The following is a 14,893-nucleotide window of genomic DNA, read 5'->3' as shown; positions in this document are numbered from 1 at the left end:
TTTGGGGGCGGAGCCCCCAACAGCTCCCGGTCAGGACCAGGGGAGGGACGACCTCGTCCGCCAGTACTGCTCCGGCGGCTCCGCCACATCCAGCGCAGCGGGGACATCAAGCCCCGCCGCCACCAAGTTCGAGCGCAGCTGGGCCTCCGTCGCCGCCCCCGACAGGGCCACCGTCACCCACGGCTGCCGCAGCACCGCCGCCAGAGCGACGGCGTCCACACCCACACCGGTCCGCTCCGCCAACCGGCGAAGTTCCAGCGGCGCACCGGCACCGGCCAGGCGGCCATTGGCCATGGCCTCCTTGACGATCACGGCCCGCCCCGCCGCATGCGCCTCCGCCAGCGCGGGCCCGGCCGACGGCTCCAGCACGTTGTACGTGCTCTGGACCGTACGGAACAGCGGCTGCCCGTCCACCTCGACCGCCAGCGCCGCGCGAATCGCGTCGCCCTGCGCGGGCCCGCTGGTGGAGATGCCGACCGTGACGCCCTCCGCCGCAAGCTGGGCCAGCCGCGCGTGGAGGGCGGGGTCGGTGAGGGCGGGGCTGTCCGGGGTCACGGAGTGGATCTGGTACAGGTCCAGGTGGTCGCCGAGGAGGGCACGGGTCTCCTCGCGCTGGCGGTCGTACGTGGCCGGGGAGTGGTCCTTGACCTCATGGGCATCGGCGTCCGTACGCCAGTCGGCGACATACGTGTAGCCCCACTTGCTGCCGACCACCACACCGGGCCGGTCAACGCGCAGCCAGTCGGCGAGGAACTCCTCGGCCCGCCCGTACGAGCGGGCCGCGTCCAGATAGCGCACGCCCGCCGCATACGCGGCGTCCAGCAGCTCGTGCGAGCGGCGCCGCATGGCCTCGACCGTGCGGTCGGACGGGAGGTCCCGGTCGCGGCCGAGGTTGATGTAGCCGGGGCGGCCGACCGCCGCCAGGCCGAGCCCGATCCGGGACACGGGCGTGGCGGCGGCGGCCTCGGCGAGGAAGCGGGACATCAGCGCTTCGCGTCCGCCCACGCGCGCTGCACGGCGAGGTCCGTCTTGACCTCGGTCAGCTGCGCGGCCACGGCCGACGGGGCCGTACCGCCGCGCCCGCTGCGCGAGGCCAGCGCGCCCGGCACGTTGAGCACGCCGCGCACCTCGGGGGTCAGATGCGGGGAGATCTTCGCGAACTGCTCGTCCGTCAGCTCGTCCAGCTCGATCCCGGTCAGCTCGCACTCCTTGACGCACGCGCCCGCGACCTCGTGGGCCACCCGGAACGGCACGCCCTGCCGGACCAGCCACTCAGCGATGTCGGTGGCGAGCGAGAACCCGGCCGGGGCCAGCTCCTCCATCCGCTCCCGGTGGACGGTCAGCGTCGCCATCATGCCGGTGAAGGCGGGAAGCAGGATCTCCAGCTGGTCGCAGGAGTCGAAGACCGGCTCCTTGTCCTCCTGCAGGTCGCGGTTGTACGCGAGCGGCAGGGCCTTCAGCGTGGCCAGCAGCCCGGTGAGGTTGCCGATGAGACGGCCGGACTTGCCGCGCGCCAGCTCGGCGATGTCCGGGTTCTTCTTCTGCGGCATGATCGACGAGCCGGTGGAGAAGGCGTCGTGGAGGGTCACGAAGGAGAACTCCTTCGTGTTCCAGATGATGATCTCCTCCGCGATCCGCGACAGATCGACGCCGATCATCGCGGTGATGAAGCCGAACTCGGCGACGAAGTCGCGGGACGCCGTGCCGTCGAGCGAGTTGGCGACTGAGCCGTGCTCGAAGCCCAGGTCGGCGGCGACGGCCTGCGGGTCGAGGCCGAGCGAGGACCCGGCGAGCGCGCCCGATCCGTACGGCGAGACGGCCGTCCGCTCGTCCCACTGCCGCAGCCGCTCCGCGTTCCGCGCCAGCGGCTGCACATGGGCGAGGACGTGGTGGGCGAAGAGCACCGGCTGCGCGTGCTGGAGGTGGGTGCGGCCGGGCATCGCGACGTCCGGGTGCGCCTCGGCGAGCCCGACCAGCGCCTCCTGGAGGTCGGCGATCAGGCCGCCGATGATCCGGGCGTGGTCGCGCAGGTACATCCGGAAGAGCGTGGCGATCTGGTCGTTCCGGGACCGCCCGGCCCGCAGCTTGCCGCCGAGGTCGGGGCCGACCCGCTCCAGCAGCCCGCGCTCCAGCGCGGTGTGCACGTCCTCGTCGGCGATGGTGCCGGTGAAGTCACCGGAGGCGACATCGGCCTCCAGCCGGTCGAGCCCGGCGAGCATCCGCTCCAGCTCGTCGGCGGTCAGCAGATCGGCCGCGTGGAGCACCCGGGCGTGGGCACGGGAACCGGCGATGTCGTACGGCGCCAGGCGCCAGTCGAAGTGCACGGAGGCGCTGAGCTTCTCCAGCGCCTCGGCCGGCCCGTCGGCGAAGCGGCCGCCCCAGAGCCGAACGTCGCCGCTGCTGCCGTTGCTCACGGTGTTGCTCCTCAAGGCTGTGATGGTGCGGGCTGATTGTGCGACCGCCTTCCCGCCACGGGGGCGGGAAGGCGGTGTGGCGATGCGTGACTACGCAGGCTACTGCTGAAGGTCCCGCTTCGCGGCGATCTTGCTGGACATGCCGAAGATCTCGATGAAGCCCTTGGACAGCGACTGGTCGAACGTGTCGCCCGTGTCGTAGGTCGCCAGGTTGAAGTCGTACAGCGACTGGTCCGACTTCCGGCCGGTGACGACGGCCCGGCCCCCGTGCAGGGTCATCCGGATCTCGCCGGTGACCTGCTCGTTCGCCTCGGTGATGAAGCCGTCCAGCGCCCGCTTGAGCGGCGAGAACCACAGACCGTCGTAGACCAGCTCGCCCCACCGCTGCTCGACCTGCCGCTTGTAGCGGGCCAGCTCGCGCTCGACGGTGACGCTCTCCAGCTCCTGGTGCGCGGTGATCAGCGCGATGGCGCCGGGGGCCTCGTAGACCTCCCGGGACTTGATGCCGACGAGCCGGTCCTCGACCATGTCGATCCGCCCGACGCCCTGCGCCCCGGCCCGCTCGTTGAGCTGCTGGATGGCCTGCAGGACGGTCACGGGCTGGCCGTCGATGGCCACCGGGACGCCCGCCTTGAAGGTGATGACGACCTCGTCGGCGTCCCGCTGGGTGGCCGGGTTCGAGGTGTACTCGTACACGTCCTCGATCGGCGCGTTCCAGATGTCCTCCAGGAAGCCGGTCTCGACGGCCCGCCCGAAGACGTTCTGGTCGATCGAGTACGGCGACTTCTTGGTCGTCGCGATCGGCAGGCTCTTCGCCTCACAGAAGGCGATGGCCTTGTCCCGCGTCATCGCGTAGTCCCGGACCGGGGCGATGCACTTCAGATCCGGCGCGAGGGAGGAGATGCCCGCCTCGAACCGCACCTGGTCGTTGCCCTTGCCGGTGCAGCCGTGGGCGACGGTCGTGGCGCCGTGCTTGTGGGCGGCGGCGACGAGGTGCTTGACGATCGTGGGCCGGGAGAGCGCCGAGACCAGCGGGTAGCGGTCCATGTACAGGGCGTTCGCCTTGATCGCCGGGAGGCAGTACTCGTCGGCGAACTCATCCTTGGCGTCCGCGACCTCCGCCTCGACCGCCCCACAGGCGAGCGCGCGCTTACGGATGACATCCAGGTCCTCACCGCCCTGGCCGACATCCACGGCAACGGCGATGACCTCGGCGCCCGTCTCCTCGGCGATCCAGCCGATGGCGACGGAGGTGTCCAGGCCGCCCGAGTAGGCGAGTACGACGCGCTCGGTCACGGGTTTCTCCTTACGCTCCATGCACTGACTGGCATAAGTATGCATTGGCCCGTATGTTTCGTCAACGCGGCTGCTCAGCGGGGTGTCGGCCCTCCTCCGCTCTTCGGCGACGAGGACAGGGTGCCTCCCGGTGGAAGCCGCCATCCCCTCTGTCGTCCGTCGTCCTCGCCGAGCTGACCCGAGGCGTCGCGATGACGGCGGATCCGGTTGAGACGCTGACGCGGGCGCAGCGTGTGGCGGACATCGAGGGCATGTTTTCGACCATCCCCTTCGACCGGGAGGCAGCCCGCCGCTACGGCACCCTGGTCGCGCTGACCCTCCGGCCACCCCTCGGACGCCACCGAGAACGCGGGCACAGGGCAACATCACCTCGGTCGGTTACGGGAAGTCTCAGAGGGTGGCGGACAAGAAGAACCAGATGCTGATCTTCGGCGTGGTCGTGGTCGGGGTCCTGTGGATCAACGGCCATGGCAACAGCGACGACAAGGGCGACGGCAAGTCGCCCCAGCCGCATCAGACAGGGCGGTACCCCATCCACTTCCAGAAGGATGCGAAGACGGACGACAAGAAGAAGGGCACCAAGAAGCCGGTTCCGCGCTCCACCGTCTCCTATCCGATCAAGTTCGGTCACCACGGCAAGTGAGGTCGATCTCGGCCCAGACCGTCTTGCCCGGCCCCTGACGCTCCGCCACGCCCCAGCGCGCGGCGAGCCCCTCGACCAGCAGCAGGCCCCGGCCGGTCTCGGAATCCGGCGGGGGCGCGACCGGTGCGCCGCCGACCGGCGGACGCCCCTCGGAACGGGTGTCCGCGACCGCGACGCGGAGCGTGGCTTCGGTGCGCGACAGCTGGACCTCGAAGTCCCGGCCGGGGACGCGGCCGTGAGTGACGGCGTTCGCCGCCAGCTCGGCCACGATCGCGGCGACGAGGTCGGACGGCTCGCTGCGGAACGGAAACCCCCACTCGTCCAGCTGCGTACGGATGGCACCACCGGAGGTGGCCGCGATGGCGGACAACACGGGCAACAACAACGCACCGGAGTCCTCGGACAGCCTCAAGACGTTCGGGGCAATCGTCAAGGTCTTCCGCGAGCGGGCGGGCTATACGCAGGAGCAGCTGGCCCCGCTGCTCCAGTACTCCGTCCAGACGCAGGCCTCGATCGAACAGGGGCGGCGGTTCCCGCAGCGGGAGTACGTGGACCGGGCGGAGGATGTTCTCGATGCGTTCGGGGTCCTGCGGGCGGCGGCGAATTGTCTGGTGCGGAAGCCGGGGTTGGCGGCGTGGTTCAACCAGTGGGCCACGCTGGAGGAGACGGCGATCAGCCTGTGTACGTACGAGTGCCGGGTCGTTCCGGGCCTGTTGCAGACGGAGGCGTACGCCAGGGCCGTCTTCCGCGACAGGGTGCCGCCGTTGGCCGACAAGCAGATCGAAATCCAGCTCACCGCTCGACAGGAGCGAATGCGCCTGCTCAAGGAGAGGCCGAACACCGCGTTCAGCTTCATCGTCGAGGAGGTGCTGTTTCGGCGGCGGACTGGAGGAACGGAGACCACTCGGGAACTCATCGACCATGTGCTGGAGTGCGCGAAACTCCGCAACCTCCAGATCCAGATCATCCCGATCGTGCAGGAGCACCACGCCGGGCTGGACGGCCCCATGCAGCTGCTAGAAACCCCGGACAACGAGTGGTTCGGCTACACCGAAGGTCAGCGCAGCGGCATGCTGATCCGTGACCGCAAAGAGGTCAGCGTTCTCCAGATGCGCTATGCGAAACTGCGCTCACAGGCTCTTACCCCTGAGGACTCCGTGAGCCTGCTGAAGGAGATCCAAGGAGCGCTATGAGCAGCGAACTGGCCTGGTTCAAGAGCAGCTACAGCGGAGGTGATGGCGACAGTTGCGTCGAGGTGGCCCTCTCCTGGCACAAGTCCACGTACAGCGGTGGCGACGGCGACGAATGCGTCGAGGTCGCCACCTGCCCTGAAAACACCATCCACGTGCGGGACTCCAAGGACAAGCAGGGGCCCCAGCTCGCCTTCTCCCCCACCGCATGGACCACCTTCATCGTGAACACGGCGGCAGATCAGGGCGTGTCGTAAAGCCGCAAGGAGTCGACTGCGGGCCCGGCGTCCTGGACGTGTCCAGGACGCCGTGTGGGTGTCCATGCAGGTCAGCCCGCTGTCCAGGGTTCCGCCCACATGGGGGTAAAGCCGTGGATTCACGGCAATCTCTATTCGTATCGTGATTGGCGGATATCTACGTTGCTCTCTCGCACGCGAGAACGTGACCATCGACTTCATGAGTCACTCTCGACGGCAGGCTCTTGAAGAGATCACCGACCTGTCCGCCTTCATGAAGGCACTGCGCCAGTTGAAGAGCGATTCCCGGATGTCCTACCGGCAGCTGGAAATGCGCGCGGCAGCGTCCGGGGACGCGCTGCCGCGCAGCACCGCCTCCGTACTGCTGAGCCGGGACGCCGTCCCGAGCCACGGCCAACTGGCCGCCTTCGTGAAGGCATGCGGAGACGGGGAGCTGATGGAGGTGTGGCTAGAGGCGCGGGACAGAATCGCCGCGCGGGAGCAATCGGCACCGCCGAAGAGCGACGACGTAGCCCCTGCGGTCTCCCGCGAAAGCCGAGCAGACGACTCTCATGAAGTCGAGGCGAGCCGCGAGCACAGCACCCCGTCGGGCTTTCCGCGGGGCAGAGCTCTTCTGACGCTGGGTGCGGCCCTGGTGGCGGCGCTGGGTCTGGGTGCCTGGGGGATGGCAATCCTCTATCGGCATGGCACGCTCAAGCCCCCCACCACCGCGACGACTTCCTTGCCCACCGGATCGGCTCAGGAGTCCGAGGGCGGGTTCACCCTCTTCGAAGCGAGTAGCGCCAACGGCTCGACGGCAGCCAGCATCGGCTACCGGAACTGGGAGACCCGGGACGGTTGGTACGGCATCGAGTACGTCATGCCGTACTCCCGGGACCAGCACGAAACCGAGCGGGACGGCTGGGGCGGAACCCTGCGCATGCACTACGAGGACCGTCTCGGAACCCACACCACCACTCTCACGGACAACCCCGACGGCGAACCCGACGCGGGCAAGGACAGCGTCCACTACGGCATGAAGGACGTGTGGTTCGAAGTCTGCGACTCCGGTCGAAAGCACCGGCTTCGCGGCTGCCAACGCCTGCACATGGCCAGACTCTGAGCTTGTTCTCCAAGATCTGCCGCATGGGCCGTGGCTGTTAGGGTGACCCGCATGTCCAGTCCCGAGGCATCCAGGCTCTAGCCACCGGTCGTTCGGTGGCGTCTTCACCCATACCGCGCTGAGGCATTGATGCCTCACCGCGACCACCGGGCTGCCGGTCATCGGTCCTTCTCATGCGGTAACCGATGCGTGGAGCCTTCATGCCTTTTGCCATCTATGTCCTCGGACTGGCGGTCTTCGCCCAAGGGACATCCGAATTCATGCTGTCCGGCCTGGGCCCGGACATCGCAAGCGATCTGAATGTGTCCATCCCCGCCGCGGGCGCGCTGACGTCGGCGTTCGCCGTGGGGATGATCGTGGGGGCGCCCCTGATGGCGGTCCTCAGCATGCGGTGGCCGCAGCGCCGCGCGCTGCTGGTGTTTCTGACGGCCTTCATGGCCGTCCATGTCGTCGGCGCGCTCACCACCAGCTTTGCCGTGCTGCTGGCCACCCGGGTGCTGGGGGCGCTGGCCAATGCCGGGTTCCTGGCCGTGGGGCTCGCGACGGCGACCGGAATGGTCCCGTCGGCCGCCAAGGGGCGGGCCACGTCCGCGCTGCTGGGCGGGGTCACCCTCGCGTGTGTGGCCGGGGTTCCGGCCGGGGCCGTGCTGGGGCAGGTCTGGGGGTGGCGTTCGGCGTTCTGGGCGGTGGCGCTCGTCTCCGTACCGGCGCTGTTCGCCATCGTGCGGTCGGTTCCGCGTGCCGAAGCGGCGGAGGCGCCGAGCGCACGCGGTGAGCTGCGCGCGCTGCGCGACCCCCGGCTGCTCATCACGCTGGGCCTCGGGATGCTGGTGAACGCCGCGACCTTCTGCACCTTCACCTACCTCACGCCGCTCGTCACCAATGTGAGCGGCCTCGGGGATGCCTGGGTGCCGGTCGTGCTGGCGCTCTTCGGGATCGGGTCGTTCGCCGGGGTGACCGTCGCCGGGCGGTGGTCGGATGCCCGGCCGCTGCTGGTGCTGGTGCCGGGCGGGCTGGCCCTGCTGGTCGGCTGGCTGTTGCTGTCGGTGGGCGCGGGCCGCCCGGCGTTGGCGGTCGTGCTGGTGCTCGTACAGGGGGCGCTGTCGTTCGGTGTCGGCTCGACGCTGATCACGCGGGCGCTGTACGCGGCGGCCGAAGCGCCCGCGCTGGGCGGGGCGTTCGCGACCGCCGCCCTCAATGTGGGGGCGGCGGTCGGTCCGGCCCTGGGCGGGCTCACCCTGGGCGCGGGGCTCGGCTACCGTTCGCCGGTCTGGGTGAGCGCGCTGCTGGTGGCGCTGGCCTTCGCCGTGGCGGGCCTCGCGCGTGCGGGGCTGGCTAGCCGCCGCGGACGATGAGGAACAGGATCCAGAGGATGGGCAGCAGCGCCACGTACGCCGCCGGGCGCTGAAGTACGGACACTCCGGGGTCGGGACGCGTTCCGTGGGGAACGGGTCCCGGCTCCGGGAGCTTGTTGAGCTTCCCGCGCACCACCAGGTTGTTGATGATCGTGTACGGGTTGAAGATGAACAGCGAGAACGGGCTCCACCAGCCCTGCCACAGCGTGTTCGTCGTCGCGGTGCGGCGCAGCGCCGTACCGCAGGTCCGGCAGAACGGCCCCTGCCACTTCTGGAACCGCATCATCAGCAGCAAGCCGATGTGGCCGCGGATGGTGACCTCCGCCGCCGGGTACGCCGCGCAGACGCGGCAGGCGGGCACCTGCGGCACCCCGGCCATCGGCTGGCCGTGGTAACCGGGCATCGGGGCCTGGGGGGCGGCGTACGGATTCCCCTGGGGCGGTGCGGAGGCGTACGGATTCCCCTGCGGTGGTGCGGACGCGTACGGGTTCCCCTGCGGCGGGGGCGGCATTGACATGCGATTCCTTACAACGAACGACGTGGTCAGCGATCATACGGCCCCGGCCTGCGGCGTCGGCGCCTCGGATTCCGCAGGTGGCGGCGGGTGTTGGGAGCGGCTGGAGCCGCTGGCCAACTCGCCCCCCCCGGGGCGGCTCAGGTGCGGCGTGTTCCGGCCGCGGGGGCGAGGAAAATCGCGATCATGACGAAGCCGAGGACGGCGATCATGGCGGCGCTCAGTCCGTAGTGGTCGCCGAGGAAGCCCAGACCGGGTGGGCCGACGAGGAAGGCGAGGTAGCCGATCGTGGCCGCCAGGCTGACGCGGGCGGCGGAGTCGGGGCCGGAATCACCTGCGGCGGAGAGGGCCACGGGAACCTTCCGAGCCCTCGACGCCCTGGTGGAAGGGCTCCACATCCACAACTCGATGGACGAGCACCCCATGCCCCGCCAGGACGTAGCGGCCGCGGTGGCTGCCCTCACCGCGCACGTCCCGTAACCACACCCGCCTCAACAGACCGCTCCTCGACGCAAACTTGTGAATCTCGTCGGCCTTTGAGTCATCCCCCGCTCCCGCCCGTACCCCTGTGCACCGGAGCCCATAGGAAGGGGACGGGCCGTGACGACGCTTTTGAACAGCCGGGCCGGTCGACGGCTGGCCTTGCGCCAAATTCGGCCACGGCGCTCCCCCGCCGTGCCGCTGGTGCTGCTGAGCTGGGCAGGGGCGGCCGCGGTGCTGTCCCTGTGGTGGATGAACACCCCGAACGTCACCGGCAACGCCGCCTGGCTGAACGGCGCCGGGCGGCTCAGCGGGCTGCTCGCCGGGTATGTCCTGGCGCTGGTGGTGCTGCAGATGGCGCGGGTTCCCGCGCTGGAGCGGCGGGTGGGGTCGGACCGGGTGGCGCGGTGGCACGCGATGAGCGGGCGGTACGCGCTGTGCCTGATCCTCGCTCACGTCGGCCTGATCATCGCGGGATACGCGACCCAGGCGGGCACCTCGTTCGTCGCGCAGACCGAGACCATGGTGCTCACGTTCCCCGACATGCTCGAAGCGACCGCCGGGACGGTGACGCTCGTGGTGATCGGGCTGATCTCGGCGGGGATGGTGCGCCGGAGGATTCCGTACGAGGTCTGGTACTACCTGCATCTGCTCACGTACGCGGCCGTCTTCCTGACCTTCTGGCACCAGCTCAGCAACGGCGCCGAGTTCGTGGGCGACATGACGGCCCAGACGGCGTGGTACGTGCTGTACGGCGTGGTCAGCGCGCTGGCGATCTGGTACCGGCTACTGGTGCCGCTACGGCTGAACCTGCGGCACCGGATGCGGGTGGAGGCGGTCGTCCAGGAGGCGCCCGGGATCGTCTCGGTGCTGATCAAGGGGCGCAAGCTGCACCGGATCGGCGCGGAAGCGGGGCAGTTCTTCCGGTGGCGGTTCCTGGCCCCGGGGCTGCGGTGGGGTTCCCATCCGTACTCGCTGTCCGCCCCGCCCCGGCCCAATCTGCTGCGGATCACAGTGAAGGCGGTGGGCGGGCACAGCACGGGACTCGCCGAGCTGAAGCCGGGGACCAGGGTGTGGGCCGAGGGGCCGTACGGGGCGATGACCGCGTCCCGGCGCAGCCAGGGCAAGGTGCTGATGATCGCCGGTGGGGCGGGCATCACCCCGATCCGGGCCCTGTTCGAGACGCTGCCCGGCAAGCGCGGCGACCTGACCCTGCTCTACCGCGCCCGGACCGTCGAGGACCTGGCGCTGTGGGGCGAGCTGAAGCAGATCGCGACCGAGCGGGACGCCCGGCTGCTGTACGCCGTCAACGGCCCGGACGGGGCCCGGCCGGAGATCAGCGCGGAGCGGCTGCGGGCGCTGCTGCCCGACATCGACGAGCACGACGTCTATCTGTGCGGGCCCCCGGGCCTGACCGAGCACGCGTACGAGGCGCTGCACGACGCGGGGGTCCCGGACCGCCGTATCCATCATGAATCCTTCGAGCTGTGACCTGAGGTGGAGCCATGAAGAGGAAGCATCCGCTGCGCCGCATTCTGCTGGGCACGGCCGCCACTGTCGCCGGTGTCGTGGCGCTGCTCGCGCTGAAGCAGCCCGCCGGTGGCCAGAACGTCGCCGGACCGCCCGCCGGGCAGGCGCCGCCGCCCGTCGCGGCCACCGCGCCCTCGGGGGCGGCCGGGGCCGCCGGGGCCGGGGGTCAGACCCTGACCGGTGACGTCGTCGACACCCAGTACGGGCCGGTGCAGGTCAGCGTCACGATGAGCGGCGGGAAGATCACCGACGCGCAGGCTGTCAAGACGCCGAACTCCGGGGCCCGCAGCGACCAGATCGCCAAGGACTCCATTCCGAAGCTCAACCAGCAGGCGATATCCGCCGCGAAGGTCGACACCGTGTCCGGTGCGACCTACACCAGCGAGGGCTACTCCAAGTCCCTCCAGAGCGCTCTCGACAAGGCGGGTACCCAATGACGTCCTACGACGAGACGCCCTACGCCGAGCCCGAGCCGCTGCGCCATGTCGAGCACGTCATGGGCACCGTCTTCTCCTTCGACCTGCGCGAGGTCCACGACGCCGACCGGCCCCGGGTGCTGGCCGCGCTGGACGGGGCCGTGGTGGGGCTGCACCGGGTGGACGAGCTGTTCTCCACGTACCGCCGGGACAGCCAGATCAGCCGGCTGGGGCGCAACGAGCTGACGCTGTCGCAGTGCGAGCCGGAGGTGCGGGACGTACTGGAGCTGTGCGAGGAGTTCTCGTACCGCAGCGACGGCTGGTTCACCCCGCTCTACGCCGGGGGGCGGCCCGACCCGACCGGCCTGGTCAAGGGGTGGGCCGTCGAGCGCGCCGCCCGGATGCTGGCCTCGGCGGGCGCCGGTTCGGTGTGCGTCAACGGCGGCGGCGATGTGCAGCTGCACGGCGGCCCGTGGCGGGTGGGCATCGCCGATCCGATGCGGCGCGGTGAGCTGCTCGCGGTGGTGGAGGCGCACGGCGAGCTGGCCGTGGCCACCTCGGGCCCGGCCGAGCGCGGCTGCCACATCCTCGACCCGCACACCGGCCGCCCCCCGGCGGACGGTCTCGCGTCCGTGACGGTGGTCGGCACCAGCCTGACGGAGGTCGACGCCTGGGCGACGGCGGCCTGTGCGATGGGCGCCGAGCGCGCCCGGCCGTGGCTGCAGCGGCAGCCGGGCGCGGAGGCGTTCGTGGTGACGGAGGCGGGGGCGACGTGGCAGACCAGCGGTTTCACGCGTTTTTCGGCTGAGCTGTGCGTGTCATGAGACGGCCGCTGTGCCCTTTGTTCAGCGGTGGCCGCGTACGGCGTCGGCCAGGAGGCCCGCGTGGCCGTGGCTCAGGTCCTTCACGGCCGTGAGCAGCGTGAGGGTGCCCTGCCCGGCCAGCTCCCGGAGGTGGTCCACGGCCTCGCGGTGCTCCGGTTCGGCCAGCTCCGCCCTGTACCGCCGGGCGAACTCCGCGAACCGCTCCGGCTCGTGCCCGTACCAGCGGCGCAGCTCGGTCGAGGGCGCGGCGGCCTTGGCCCATTCGTCCAGCCGGGCGTCGGCCTTCGCCAGGCCGCGCGGCCAGATCCGGTCCACCAGCACCCGGGTGCCGTCGTCCGGCTCCGGGGTGTCGTACACGCGGCGGACCCGGATCCCGGGGCGGGCCCGCCGACCGTTTTTGTCTGCCATGTCTCCATCGAACCATCCCTGTGGCGTCGGCCTCGGCGGATAATGCGCCACATGGGAAAGGTCTACGAACGTATCGACGGCAGACTTCGCACATTTATCGAACAGCAGAAGATCTTCTTCACGGCTACCGCTCCGCTGGCCGGGGACGGCACCGTGAACCTCTCCCCCAAAGGAGTGTCCGGTTCGTTCGCCGTGCTCGACGAACTGACCGTGGCCTATCTGGACTTCTCCGGGAGCAACGCGGAGACCATCGCCCATCTGCGCGAGAACGGCCGCATCACGCTGATGTGGTGTGCCTTCGAGGGGCCGCCGAACATTGTGCGGGTGCATGGGCGGGGTGAGCCGGTGTTCCGCGACGATGCGCGCTTCGGTGAGCTGGTGAAGCACTTTCCCGGCGTCGAGGTCCACTCGCATGGGCTGCGGGCGGTGATCGTGGTGACGGCCGAGCTGATCCGGGACACATGTGGGTACGCGGTGCCCTTCATGGACTACCGCGAGGAGCGCACGCTGCATGCCCAGCGGTTCCGTCGCGAGGACGATGAGGAGAAGCTGACCGCTTACTGTGAGCGGAAGGACCATGTCGCGAGCAGTCTGGACGGGCTGCCGGGGTTGCCGCTGCCGTTGCCGCCGCTTTCGTTGTAGCCGCTTTCGTTGTAGCGACCAGATTTCGAGACGGTCTTGCGTGATGGGCGGTGTACGGCGTTCCATCACGCGGTGCGATCCGAACCCAAGAGCCCCGTGGCGTCCCCCTCCTCCGCCTCCTCCGCGCCTGAGCCCGCGCCCGACGACCGGGCGGCCCGGCGGGCCGTCACCGTCTTCCCCCTGCTCGTACTCGCCGCCGGGGCGGCGGGCCTGAGCACGCCGGGCACCTTCAGTGGGTGGGCGCCGAATGTGCCCTATCTGCTCGGCGTCGTCATGTTCTGCATGGGGCTGACCATGACTCCCGCTGACTTCACGGGCGTGCTGAAGCGGCCGTGGGCCGTCGCGCTCGGGCTGGTCGCGCACTACGTGATCATGCCCGGTCTGGGGTGGCTGATCGCTCAGGGGCTGGGGCTGTCACCGCAGTTGGCGGCCGGTGTCATCCTGGTCGGCTGCGCGCCGAGCGGTACGGCGTCGAATGTCGTGACGTATCTGGCGCGGGGTGACGTGGCGCTGTCCGTCTCCGTAGCCACCGTCTCGACGGTGGTCGCGCCGTTGGTGACCCCGCCGTTGACGCTGCTGCTGGCCGGGGAGTTCCTGCCGGTGGATGCGGCGTCCATGGTGACCGACATCGTGAAGACGGTGCTGCTGCCGGTGATCGGCGGCCTGGTCGTACGGCTGGTGGCCGGGCGTTACATCGCGCGGGTGCTGGGCGTGCTGCCGTGGCTGTCCGCCGTGACGATCGGTGTCATCGTAGCCATCGTCGTCGCGGGCAGTGCGGATGCGATCCGGTCGGCGGCGGCGCTGGTGTTGCTGGCCGTCGTCCTGCACAACGGGCTGGGGCTGGCCCTGGGGTACGCGGCGGGCAAGGTGGGCCGACTGGGTGCGCCTGCGAGCCGGGCGATGGCCTTCGAGGTCGGCATGCAGAACTCCGGGCTGGCGGCCTCTCTGGCGGCCGCCCACTTCAGCCCCCTCGCCGCCTTGCCTGCGGCCGTCTTCTCGGTGTGGCACAACGTGTCGGGGTCGGTGGTGGCGGCGTGGATGGCGCACCGGGCGCGTCGGGCGGAGGCGGAGTAAGCCCCCACCTCGCCCCTACCCGACCCCGGGGCTCCGCCCCGGACCCCGCTCCTCAAACGCCGGAGGGGCTGGATATGCCCCCGGTTGTGGGCAATCGTTCCGCGGGGCGGAACGGGTGGGCACAACCCGGCCACCGGGCCGCACCCGGCGACGAAAGCCCAAGGCGCAGCGCCGCGCACGGCTCAGCGGGCGCCCTGGGCCAGGCGGAGGAGGTGGTCGGCCAGGGCCTGGCCGCCGGTGGGGTCTCGGCTGATCAGGAGCACCGTGTCGTCGCCCGCGATCGAGCCGAGGATCACGTGGAGTTCGGCGGAGTCGATGGCCGAGGCCAGGAACTGGGCCGCGCCGGGTGGGGTGCGGAGGACGACGAGGTTGGCGGACGCCTCCGCCGAGATGAGGAGTTCGGCGGCGAGGCGCGCCATGCGGGCCTCGCTCGCCGACTCGCCCAGCGGCGCCCGAGGCGTACGGTCGCCGCCCTCGCTGGGGACGGCGTAGATCAGCTCGCCGCCGGTGTTGCGGATCTTGACCGCGCCCAGTTCGTCCAGGTCGCGGGAGAGCGTCGCCTGGGTGACGGAGAGTCCGTCGTCGGCGAGGAGCTTCGCGAGCTGGCTCTGGGAGCGGACCGGCTGCCGGTTCAGGATGTCCACGATCCGGCGGTGGCGGGCGGTGCGGGTCTGCGGCACGGACGGTCCGTTGTGGTTGGCGTCGTCGTGGGCCGCCTCGGTGTGCTGCGCCTCGGTCATCGTCTCGT

Annotated in this window: 17 protein-coding genes and 1 pseudogene; 10 read left to right on the top strand and 8 right to left on the bottom strand. The window is 70.3% G+C overall.

What is annotated here, in order from left to right; all coding sequences use genetic code 11:
- Positions 1 to 30: 30 nt before the first annotated feature.
- The 3 genes from ACZ59A_RS35370 to ACZ59A_RS35360 form a co-directional block, all read right to left on the bottom strand.
- Positions 31 to 984, bottom strand: coding sequence for an aldo/keto reductase (locus ACZ59A_RS35370; protein WP_470967695.1), 954 nt, complete (start codon positions 982 to 984; stop codon positions 31 to 33).
- Positions 984 to 2,414: an argininosuccinate lyase gene (gene argH, locus ACZ59A_RS35365; protein ID WP_470967390.1), complete on the bottom strand. Its 1,431-nt coding sequence runs from the start codon at positions 2,412 to 2,414 to the stop codon at positions 984 to 986. The genes ACZ59A_RS35370 and argH overlap by 1 nt, the downstream gene beginning before the upstream one ends.
- 99 nt (positions 2,415 to 2,513) lie before the next feature.
- Positions 2,514 to 3,710 (bottom strand): argininosuccinate synthase, encoded by a 1,197-nt coding sequence (locus ACZ59A_RS35360; protein WP_470967388.1) that lies wholly within the window; start codon positions 3,708 to 3,710, stop codon positions 2,514 to 2,516.
- A gap of 397 nt (positions 3,711 to 4,107) precedes the next feature.
- Here ACZ59A_RS35360 and ACZ59A_RS35355 point away from each other — a divergent pair, with 397 nt between their 5' ends.
- Entirely contained in the window at positions 4,108 to 4,353 is a 246-nt protein-coding gene (locus tag ACZ59A_RS35355) for a hypothetical protein (RefSeq protein ID WP_470967385.1), read from the top strand.
- Here the strand turns inward: ACZ59A_RS35355 and ACZ59A_RS35350 are convergent.
- Positions 4,328 to 4,723 (bottom strand): ATP-binding protein, encoded by a 396-nt coding sequence (locus ACZ59A_RS35350; protein ID WP_470967383.1) that lies wholly within the window; start codon positions 4,721 to 4,723, stop codon positions 4,328 to 4,330. The genes ACZ59A_RS35355 and ACZ59A_RS35350 overlap by 26 nt on opposite strands.
- Here ACZ59A_RS35350 and ACZ59A_RS35345 point away from each other — a divergent pair.
- The 4 genes from ACZ59A_RS35345 to ACZ59A_RS35330 all read left to right on the top strand — a co-directional run bounded on the left by ACZ59A_RS35345 (position 4,713) and on the right by ACZ59A_RS35330 (position 8,257).
- Positions 4,713 to 5,546: a helix-turn-helix domain-containing protein gene (locus ACZ59A_RS35345; RefSeq protein WP_470967380.1), complete on the top strand. Its 834-nt coding sequence runs from the start codon at positions 4,713 to 4,715 to the stop codon at positions 5,544 to 5,546. The genes ACZ59A_RS35350 and ACZ59A_RS35345 overlap by 11 nt on opposite strands.
- Positions 5,543 to 5,800 carry a DUF397 domain-containing protein gene (locus tag ACZ59A_RS35340; protein ID WP_470967378.1) on the top strand — a complete coding sequence of 86 codons (258 nt, stop codon included), beginning with the start codon at positions 5,543 to 5,545 and terminating at the stop codon, positions 5,798 to 5,800. Before ACZ59A_RS35345 ends, ACZ59A_RS35340 begins: the two co-directional genes overlap by 4 nt.
- Positions 5,801 to 5,984: 184 nt before the next feature.
- Positions 5,985 to 6,902 carry a hypothetical protein gene (locus tag ACZ59A_RS35335; protein WP_470967376.1) on the top strand — a complete coding sequence of 306 codons (918 nt, stop codon included), beginning with the start codon at positions 5,985 to 5,987 and terminating at the stop codon, positions 6,900 to 6,902.
- A gap of 200 nt (positions 6,903 to 7,102) precedes the next feature.
- The gene (locus ACZ59A_RS35330; RefSeq protein ID WP_470967374.1) at positions 7,103 to 8,257 is read left to right on the top strand and encodes a Cmx/CmrA family chloramphenicol efflux MFS transporter; all 1,155 of its coding nucleotides are present in this window, start codon (positions 7,103 to 7,105) and stop codon (positions 8,255 to 8,257) included.
- On the opposite strand, the gene ACZ59A_RS35325 is transcribed toward ACZ59A_RS35330, so the two are convergent.
- Both ACZ59A_RS35325 and ACZ59A_RS35320 read right to left on the bottom strand, forming a co-directional pair.
- Positions 8,238 to 8,774, bottom strand: coding sequence for a hypothetical protein (locus ACZ59A_RS35325; protein ID WP_470967371.1), 537 nt, complete (start codon positions 8,772 to 8,774; stop codon positions 8,238 to 8,240). The two genes, ACZ59A_RS35330 and ACZ59A_RS35325, sit on opposite strands and share 20 nt — an antisense overlap.
- A 137-nt stretch (positions 8,775 to 8,911) precedes the next feature.
- A pseudogene (locus ACZ59A_RS35320) lies at positions 8,912 to 9,127 on the bottom strand (MFS transporter); the annotation flags it as partial.
- A gap of 244 nt (positions 9,128 to 9,371) precedes the next feature.
- Here ACZ59A_RS35320 and ACZ59A_RS35315 point away from each other — a divergent pair.
- The 3 genes from ACZ59A_RS35315 to ACZ59A_RS35305 are packed head-to-tail and all read left to right on the top strand — an operon-like array spanning position 9,372 to position 12,021.
- Positions 9,372 to 10,742, top strand: coding sequence for a ferredoxin reductase family protein (locus ACZ59A_RS35315; RefSeq protein ID WP_470967369.1), 1,371 nt, complete (start codon positions 9,372 to 9,374; stop codon positions 10,740 to 10,742).
- Positions 10,743 to 10,756: 14 nt separating this feature from the next.
- Positions 10,757 to 11,218 (top strand): FMN-binding protein, encoded by a 462-nt coding sequence (locus ACZ59A_RS35310; RefSeq protein WP_470967367.1) that lies wholly within the window; start codon positions 10,757 to 10,759, stop codon positions 11,216 to 11,218.
- Positions 11,219 to 11,277: 59 nt separating this feature from the next.
- Complete coding sequence (locus ACZ59A_RS35305) at positions 11,278 to 12,021, top strand: FAD:protein FMN transferase (RefSeq protein WP_470967693.1); 744 nt, start codon at positions 11,278 to 11,280, stop codon at positions 12,019 to 12,021.
- A 21-nt stretch (positions 12,022 to 12,042) separates the two neighbouring features.
- Here the strand turns inward: ACZ59A_RS35305 and ACZ59A_RS35300 are convergent, their stop codons facing one another.
- Positions 12,043 to 12,429: a DUF488 domain-containing protein gene (locus tag ACZ59A_RS35300; protein ID WP_470967365.1), complete on the bottom strand. Its 387-nt coding sequence runs from the start codon at positions 12,427 to 12,429 to the stop codon at positions 12,043 to 12,045.
- Between the two features lie 51 nt (positions 12,430 to 12,480).
- On the opposite strand from ACZ59A_RS35300, the gene ACZ59A_RS35295 reads away from it, so the two are divergent.
- Together ACZ59A_RS35295 and ACZ59A_RS35290 are read left to right on the top strand one after the other, a co-directional pair.
- Positions 12,481 to 13,071: a pyridoxamine 5'-phosphate oxidase family protein gene (locus tag ACZ59A_RS35295; RefSeq protein ID WP_468046413.1), complete on the top strand. Its 591-nt coding sequence runs from the start codon at positions 12,481 to 12,483 to the stop codon at positions 13,069 to 13,071.
- Positions 13,072 to 13,143: 72 nt separating this feature from the next.
- Positions 13,144 to 14,145 carry a bile acid:sodium symporter family protein gene (locus tag ACZ59A_RS35290; protein ID WP_470967361.1) on the top strand — a complete coding sequence of 334 codons (1,002 nt, stop codon included), beginning with the start codon at positions 13,144 to 13,146 and terminating at the stop codon, positions 14,143 to 14,145.
- A 182-nt stretch (positions 14,146 to 14,327) separates the two neighbouring features.
- Here the strand turns inward: ACZ59A_RS35290 and ACZ59A_RS35285 are convergent, their stop codons facing one another.
- Positions 14,328 to 14,885: an arginine repressor gene (locus ACZ59A_RS35285; RefSeq protein ID WP_470967359.1), complete on the bottom strand. Its 558-nt coding sequence runs from the start codon at positions 14,883 to 14,885 to the stop codon at positions 14,328 to 14,330.
- Positions 14,886 to 14,893: the final 8 nt, after the last annotated feature.

This window comes from Streptomyces sp. NPDC040405 (assembly GCF_055595765.1).
The sequence above is the reverse complement of the archived record's forward strand: the minus strand, read 5'-3'. Positions and strand labels throughout refer to the sequence as shown.

What these genes read in the sequence shown, in the direction of transcription:
- ACZ59A_RS35325 (WP_470967371.1), bottom strand. Translation starts at nt 8,774, where the DNA reads ATGTCAATGCCGCCCCCGCCGCAGGGGAACCCGTACGCGTCCGCACCA.
- ACZ59A_RS35305 (WP_470967693.1), top strand. Translation starts at nt 11,278, where the DNA reads ATGGGCACCGTCTTCTCCTTCGACCTGCGCGAGGTCCACGACGCCGAC.
- ACZ59A_RS35330 (WP_470967374.1), top strand. Translation starts at nt 7,103, where the DNA reads ATGCCTTTTGCCATCTATGTCCTCGGACTGGCGGTCTTCGCCCAAGGG.
- ACZ59A_RS35295 (WP_468046413.1), top strand. Translation starts at nt 12,481, where the DNA reads ATGGGAAAGGTCTACGAACGTATCGACGGCAGACTTCGCACATTTATC.
- ACZ59A_RS35345 (WP_470967380.1), top strand. Translation starts at nt 4,713, where the DNA reads ATGGCGGACAACACGGGCAACAACAACGCACCGGAGTCCTCGGACAGC.
- ACZ59A_RS35300 (WP_470967365.1), bottom strand. Translation starts at nt 12,429, where the DNA reads ATGGCAGACAAAAACGGTCGGCGGGCCCGCCCCGGGATCCGGGTCCGC.
- ACZ59A_RS35310 (WP_470967367.1), top strand. Translation starts at nt 10,757, where the DNA reads ATGAAGAGGAAGCATCCGCTGCGCCGCATTCTGCTGGGCACGGCCGCC.
- ACZ59A_RS35340 (WP_470967378.1), top strand. Translation starts at nt 5,543, where the DNA reads ATGAGCAGCGAACTGGCCTGGTTCAAGAGCAGCTACAGCGGAGGTGAT.
- ACZ59A_RS35285 (WP_470967359.1), bottom strand. Translation starts at nt 14,885, where the DNA reads ATGACCGAGGCGCAGCACACCGAGGCGGCCCACGACGACGCCAACCAC.
- ACZ59A_RS35370 (WP_470967695.1), bottom strand. Translation starts at nt 984, where the DNA reads ATGTCCCGCTTCCTCGCCGAGGCCGCCGCCGCCACGCCCGTGTCCCGG.